The following is a 6477-nucleotide window of genomic DNA, read 5'->3' on the forward strand; positions in this document are numbered from 1 at the left end:
CATAATCGACCATGTAGCTACTTCGAACACGGAAGGTTCAGCATGGACATCTCCCAGATCACCGCGCCCGCGGCACGCGGCGCCAGCCTTGTCAGCCCCATACAGACAAGCCGTAGCGTCGCCATCGAGCAAGCCCACAACCTGAGCTTTCTCGGCGTCGCGCCCACCACGGTAGACCTGTCGAGCTCGGGACGGTTCCTGTCGCTGGCCTCGCTATTCCAGAAAAAGACGCTGGACTTGCAGACCTCGGTCGCCACCAACGCCGATGCCTCGAAGGCGTTGGCCGACGCGGCCGTAACAGCGGCCGCGATGGCCGGCGCCTTCAACGAATTGCAGACCAGCGCGGTCGACAGCAACGGCCTGCCGACCGACACCCTGGACGGCCAATCGCTGCAATCGCAATTTTTTCAGCAACTTGGCGGCACGCCGGACGATGCCGAAGCCAGCCTGGCCGCCATCGGCCTGACCTTCTCGCCGGCAACAGGCACCGCCGCCGGCGCGCTGACCGTGGACGACACCTTGCTTCAGGACGCATTCCGCCAGGACCCGAGCGCCACGTCGGCACTACTGGCACGCGCCGCCGGCGCCTTCTTGAACGTGGTCGGCACGCAAATCCAGGCACAGGTTGCCAAGCTCTCTTTCCTGGACGACGATAGCGTGTTCGGCACCGCCTTGCCGGTGCCCGCTGCTGATTCCCAGGCAATTGCCGCCGCGCCAAGCTATCCAATTGCGCAGCCGGCCAGCTATACGGACAATATGTTCCTCCAGAACCTGGTGAGCGAGAATTTGCGCACTGAAGATCAGTCGCCTGTTCCCTTGGCCGACCTGATCGGCGGCGAGGATTTCCCCATGCAGGCGATTCCGATTGCCTCGGCGCAAGCAGAGGCGCCGCTTGCGGCTGCGCGCGCCGCAGCGCTGCCGCAAGCGCCAGCCGCACCGGCCATCGCCGCGAGCGCCGCCAATGTGGCCCCGACCGATGCCCGCCAGCCCCTTACGCCAACTGCAACTGCAACGGCAACGCCACCCGCTGCGGCGGCGCCGAGTTCGCAAGACCGGCTCCAGCCGCTCCCCCCAGCTCCCCCCCCGCCAGCGGCCACGGTTTCCGAACCCGGCACCACGGCAAGCAATGCGGTCGGCGTCGCCCAACAGGCACGCGTTCTGGCACAACAGTTGCAGGCGGAACGCGAGGCAGCACGCGCGCTCGACGAGAAAATTGCCGGCGCCAGCGACGCGGTGCGCGCCGCGCTTGCCGACGACATCGCCCAGCGCGACGCCAGCAGGGTCGGCCTGCTCACTGCGGAAAGTGCCCGGGCACAGCGACGCGTGGACCAGCCGCAGCCAGCCCTCAGCGCCCCGCTGGCGCCGGACCAGTTTGCGCGGCCTGCGGACGCCGTGCGCACGGCCTCGACGGCGCAGTCGGCAACGGATAGCCCGGATACGGAGCGACCAATCACACCGCAGCCACCGCTTATGCAGGCGCCAGAGCAGGCGCTGCTGGCCGCGCGCGACCCGGCCATTGCCGCCGCCATCGCGGCCTACCACATCAACACCGGTCCGTTTGCGGCACAAAACGGCAGGCCCGAGATGCAGCCGCCCAAGGCCAAGCCGGTTGCGCCGGTTGCCGCTGTCACCAAGGTGGACGCCGCCGAAGCGCTCGGCACGCCTGGCGACGGATCGGCGCCATTGCGGTAAGACGCCTTGTGCCGCCTTGCCTGTGGCGACAGCGCGCGCTGAACGCCATCGGCACAGGCACAGGCACCATGGTGCCGCGATGCTGCTCGCCTTGAAACTGGCGGCGACTCTTAATGTCCCGGTCGAAACCTTGCTCCAGCGGGAACCGGAAAACCCGTAACACTTGCAGCGCGACATTCCAAACAGCCCGCGAGTTGAGCCAAGTCGGTTTTAACACTGATGCAGGCGGAACTCCGCGGCGCCGTCCCGGACGATGATGGCCCTTCACCTTCATCACCGGGAGATATCATGACGCAAGCTACCGCCAATGCCGAGGAACTGTTTCGCTTCGCCACCACCAGGGCGCCCAACCCGACGCCGGCGCAAGCAGGGCTCCTCGAACTGCCGGACCAATCGAACGTCGCCGCGTGGATCGGCTCGGCCGCCGAACTGGACTTCACCGCTGAGCTGGACATCCTGACCGCGCACTGGAGCGCGCTGGCCAAGCGCACGCCGGAAGCCATCGCGGCCGACCTGGAAGCCGCGCGCCAGGGCCGGCTGACCCTGGCCGCCGAGACCCTGTTTCCGATCGCCCAAAACGTGGTGGGCGACGTCCCCGCCCTGCAAACCGCCTTCTGGCGATACTACCTGCAAGGGATCGCCTCCGGCAAAGCCAGCAGCGCCCAGTTGCAGCGCGCCCAGCAGTTGCTGGGCCAGGTCACCCTGCTGCAAAAAATCCTCGCTGGCGACCAGGCCGCCCTGTCGCCGGAATCGGTGCAGGCCGCGCTCAATCCCGCCATCGCCCTGCCGGCCGCATTCGAAGAACAGATGCGCCTGCGCCGCGAACAGCAAAGCGCCGCGCAAAACGCCGCCGGCAACAACACCGCCGACGAGCAGGACCGGATCCTCGCCGACCTGCTCAAGCAGATCGACACCCTGGTCCAGCTGGAACGGCGCCTCGTCGCCGCACTCGAGCAGATGGCCGGCAGCGGCCCGCACGCGCCCGGCACGCCCGGCACCGGCGGCCCGTCGGAGCTGCAAAAAGTGTTCCGCACCCAGCCCGCGGCCGACATCGACGAGCAGTTCCGCGCCGACAACGCCAATCTGATGCAGGAACTGGCCGACGCCAGCGTCCCCACCACCAGCCAGAGCACCTTCGACCTGCTCGACGAGGTGCGGCGCCGGATTGCCAGCGGCGTCGCGACGGCCGCCGCCGTCCCCGCCGGCGGCCCCGCCTCGGCAGCCGTGCTGAGCGCCATTCCGGAACTCGGCGCGCTGATTCCCGCCGTTCCAGTGTTCAAACCGGGCGCCATCTCGACCATGAAATTCGGCATCCGTCCGGTGGGCGTGGCCGACCTGCGCGTGGTGCGCCAGGTACTGGTGGGCTACGAAAAAGGCGAACTGGCCAATATCCACAACGTCCTGCAAGGTGAAGAACACGAGCATTTCCACTCGCGCCTGAGCCGCGCCGACGAAAGCGAAGGCAACTACAACGACGGCGACGCCGAAGTCTCGCAGGAAGAAACAGGCTTCAACCGCTACGAAATGGGCCAGTCGGCCTTCGAGACGGCGCGCAAGCAGCAGGACCGCAACGCCAGTATCAACCTGACCTCCAACTACGGTACCGTCAACGCCCAGACCTCGACCTTCATGAACAACTCGAACGGCGGCGACCAGTCGCGCGGCGCCGACCTGCGCCAGTCGCGCGAGATCATCGACCGCGCCGTCGCCCTGGTGCGCGAACGGGTCGGACGCCAGCGTTTCCGCACCCGCAGCGCCGAAGTGTACGAAAGCGACGTGGTGCGCCACAGCGCGCCGGCGGCCACCGTCCGCGCCCAGTACCGCTGGGTCGACAAGGTGTATCAGGCGCAGGTGTTCACGGTCGGCGCGCGCGCCATGTACGAAGTGATGGTGCCGGCGCCGGCTGCCATGTTCCGCCACCTGCTGGCCCGGCAGCCCGGCTTCGGCGGGCATGCCGGCCCGGCCCCGATCAAGCCGGTCCTGCGTCCCGCCGAGATCACCGACGCCACCTGGCTGGCGATCGCCGAACGCTTCAGCGTGACCTTGCCGCCGCCACCAACATCGGCCATCACCGAATACGCCAGCCTGACCTATCCGGGCGGCGCCGGAAACACGACCCTGAGCGGCGTGTTCAACTCGCCGCGCGCACTGGAACAGGGCTACGCGGCGGCGGCGGCCGGCGTGTCGATGAGCTGGTACGGGGTCGACAAGCAGTCCGGCATCAGCGCCAGCGTCGGCACCAGGCTGTTTGCGAGCAGCCCGGCCGGCGCCACGCCGATTGCGGCGCAGGCCATCGGCACCAACAGCGGCGCGGTCAGCTACAACGCCAGCGGCTGGGGCCAACTGGACCAGTTCACGGTCAACTTCTACCTGGTCTGGGCCCGCACCAAGGTCGCGGTCGAGAAGTGGCAGCTGGAATGCCACCAGATCATCATGGACCAGTACGAGGCCGACCTGAGCCAGCACCGCGCCCTGCTGGCGGCGCGCGCCGGGGAAGACGGTGCCAACGCGGCGCTGAGCGAAGAACAGATGCGCACCATCGAACGCACCGAACTCAAACGCGCGGTGCTGGAAATCGTCCGCAGCGGCAGTGGACAGGCCGCGCCGGCCTCGCCCATCGTGATCGGCAGCGCACCGGCCATTGCGCCGGAGCGCCTGGAGCAAGCGGCGCGCGAAGTGCGCTTCTTCGAGTACGCCTTCGAATGGGATCAGGTGACCTACACCTTCTTCCCGTACTTCTGGAGCGAGGGCGCGCAGCAGTGGGCCGCTTCGCGCTTCGAGCCGCAGGGCGACAGCGTGTTCACCGCGTTCCTGAACGCCGGGTTCGCGTCGGTGATCCTGCCGGTGCGCCAGGGGTATGAAGATGCGGCCGCGCTGTACCTGCAGACCGGGATCGTCTCGGACATCGCCGTGGTGCCGGCCGACCGCGTGCTGGCCGACCTGAACCGCGAAGTGCGGATGGTGAACCAGAATACGCCGATGGAAGGTTCGCCCGAAGGCGCCGCCTGGACCTATCGCGTGCCGACCATGCTGACGGTGCTCGATGACGGCACCGACATCGCGTTTCCGAAGCTGGCGCAGCCGGCCGATCAGGCCGAGTACATCCTGGTGCCGCCGCTGTTGATCGACGATAGCCCGGAGGCTTGACGCCAGCAGTGCGTTTTGGTAAATGGTAAAACCCGTCGTTTCTGTTAGTGGCAGGAACGGCGGGGATAAGGCAAATTAGTATCAAGTCGCGGTGGCGCAGCCACCGGCTCTGGCCAGTGCGCAGGCCATGGCACCGGCGATTCAATTCCCGCACCTCAAGAAACTCAGGAAAAGACGAGCCCAGAAAGGCCAAAGCCCGCTAGTGCGGGCTCTGTCCTCAATTTACAAGGGCACGACCGTTTTACCGGAAAACCCCTGTCTCTATGAAGCGAAGTATAGCACCGCCATACACGTCATTCAAGGCCACTGATGCTCTCGCACCTTGCCGCACCCCGGCTCGCTACTATACAGAGTTTCTTCAAAACCACGACGGACAAGGATACCCTCGGATGTTACGCCTGGAACCAGGCGATCGGGGCCGGTATGCTCCCTATCCTGGGAGACCTGGAAGTATCATTTCGAAATGCCCTTCATCGAGCCCTGTCGCAACACTATGGCGGTATCGACTCGTATAATTGGATGATGCAACAATCCAATCCGGCACATGCAATCAACCCGGCAGCGCCGGCATTGCTACCGGCGATGCACAAACTACCGTCGAAATCAGTTCAGGATGTCAGTGGTATAGTGGTAAAAATAAAAGGCAAAAAACCCGCCGGTTATGTCGTCACGCCTGATGACGTTGTTGCCGCTCTACCGTTTGGCTTTTGGGAGGTATTGATAGCTGGGCTCGGGCACGCGTCCCACCCGCCAGGAATTCAAGCGATCATCCTGGCAGCTGCATTTCCGCAGGCGCCGGACACGTTAACAGTGCCCTATGGGGATAATGCCTTCAAGACGCGAATGACGAAACTCCTGAAGATGATACGAGACACCCGTAATCGTATAGGGCACCACGATTCCCTCTGGGGTATGCCCGAATTCGACTTACACGGTATTGTCGGGTTCATTCCACGCCGTCCTCGCCACACCGTCGTGAGTCTTCGACTTTTTGCCGATCGCATCCGCTGGTTTGCGGGGTGGATTGATCCTGGCATATCGAGGTACATTCAAAACAGTGATCATTGGTGGTCATTGCAGGCCCTCCTCCATCGCAGGGCGCTGGCCGCCTATCGTCAGCTTGGCGGTAGAGCCGGCAGCTATCGGGCAGTGCTCGATGCCGCCGAATATCCCCGCTATGAGAAGAGCAGTCTGAGGACGCATTCTTGCAAGTTCCGCAGGCCCTTGCTAGCCTTGTTCTACTGAGGCAAGCACGATCTGGCACGAGGTTTCGCGGTTTCCACACGCGCTACGTACTACCCATGGCGGGATTCTGGTAGCTTATTAGATGTTAAGTAGTGCGCACCGTACGCTAGCCGGTGACTATCCGCCAGGTGGCCAACGTCGCGCACTCTGAGTGAATTAACGCTCAGTTTCAGTTAGCTCGGCGCGTATTCAAATGTAGGCTGCCACACCTCGGCTCTAACGTTCCAATCCGACCATCAGGCTTTCGCCCACCGTGCCGCTGTAAAGTAAGCGCGATTTCTACCGCACCTTGACGTTGCCCTAATCGACGGGCAAGCGGCTGTTAAACAGCAGTAAAGTTGAACGGCAACAGATCGGCAATGTCGGCACCGGCCTGGCGCTGCGGCAGTTCTG

At 64.7% G+C, this 6477-nt stretch carries 3 protein-coding genes; all 3 read left to right on the top strand.

Translation table 11 applies throughout. The features are described from left to right. Positions 1-42: 42 nt before the first annotated feature. The 3 genes from F2P45_RS31490 to F2P45_RS31500 all read left to right on the top strand — a co-directional run bounded on the left by F2P45_RS31490 (position 43) and on the right by F2P45_RS31500 (position 6084). The gene (locus tag F2P45_RS31490; protein ID WP_166882162.1) at positions 43-1692 is read left to right on the top strand and encodes a hypothetical protein; all 1650 of its coding nucleotides are present in this window, start codon (positions 43-45) and stop codon (positions 1690-1692) included. Positions 1693-1980: 288 nt separating this feature from the next. Next, entirely contained in the window at positions 1981-4839 is a 2859-nt protein-coding gene (locus tag F2P45_RS31495; RefSeq protein ID WP_166882163.1) for a hypothetical protein, read from the top strand. A gap of 309 nt (positions 4840-5148) precedes the next feature. Beyond that, the gene (locus F2P45_RS31500) at positions 5149-6084 is read left to right on the top strand and encodes an Abi family protein (protein ID WP_166882164.1); all 936 of its coding nucleotides are present in this window, start codon (positions 5149-5151) and stop codon (positions 6082-6084) included. Positions 6085-6477: the final 393 nt, after the last annotated feature.

It is taken from the genome of Massilia mucilaginosa, assembly GCF_011682145.1.
In the GTDB taxonomy this organism is placed as follows: domain Bacteria; phylum Pseudomonadota; class Gammaproteobacteria; order Burkholderiales; family Burkholderiaceae_D; genus Telluria_A; species Telluria_A mucilaginosa.

What these genes read in the sequence shown, in the direction of transcription:
- F2P45_RS31490 (WP_166882162.1), top strand. Translation starts at nt 43, where the DNA reads ATGGACATCTCCCAGATCACCGCGCCCGCGGCACGCGGCGCCAGCCTT.
- F2P45_RS31495 (WP_166882163.1), top strand. Translation starts at nt 1,981, where the DNA reads ATGACGCAAGCTACCGCCAATGCCGAGGAACTGTTTCGCTTCGCCACC.
- F2P45_RS31500 (WP_166882164.1), top strand. Translation starts at nt 5,149, where the DNA reads ATGCTCTCGCACCTTGCCGCACCCCGGCTCGCTACTATACAGAGTTTC.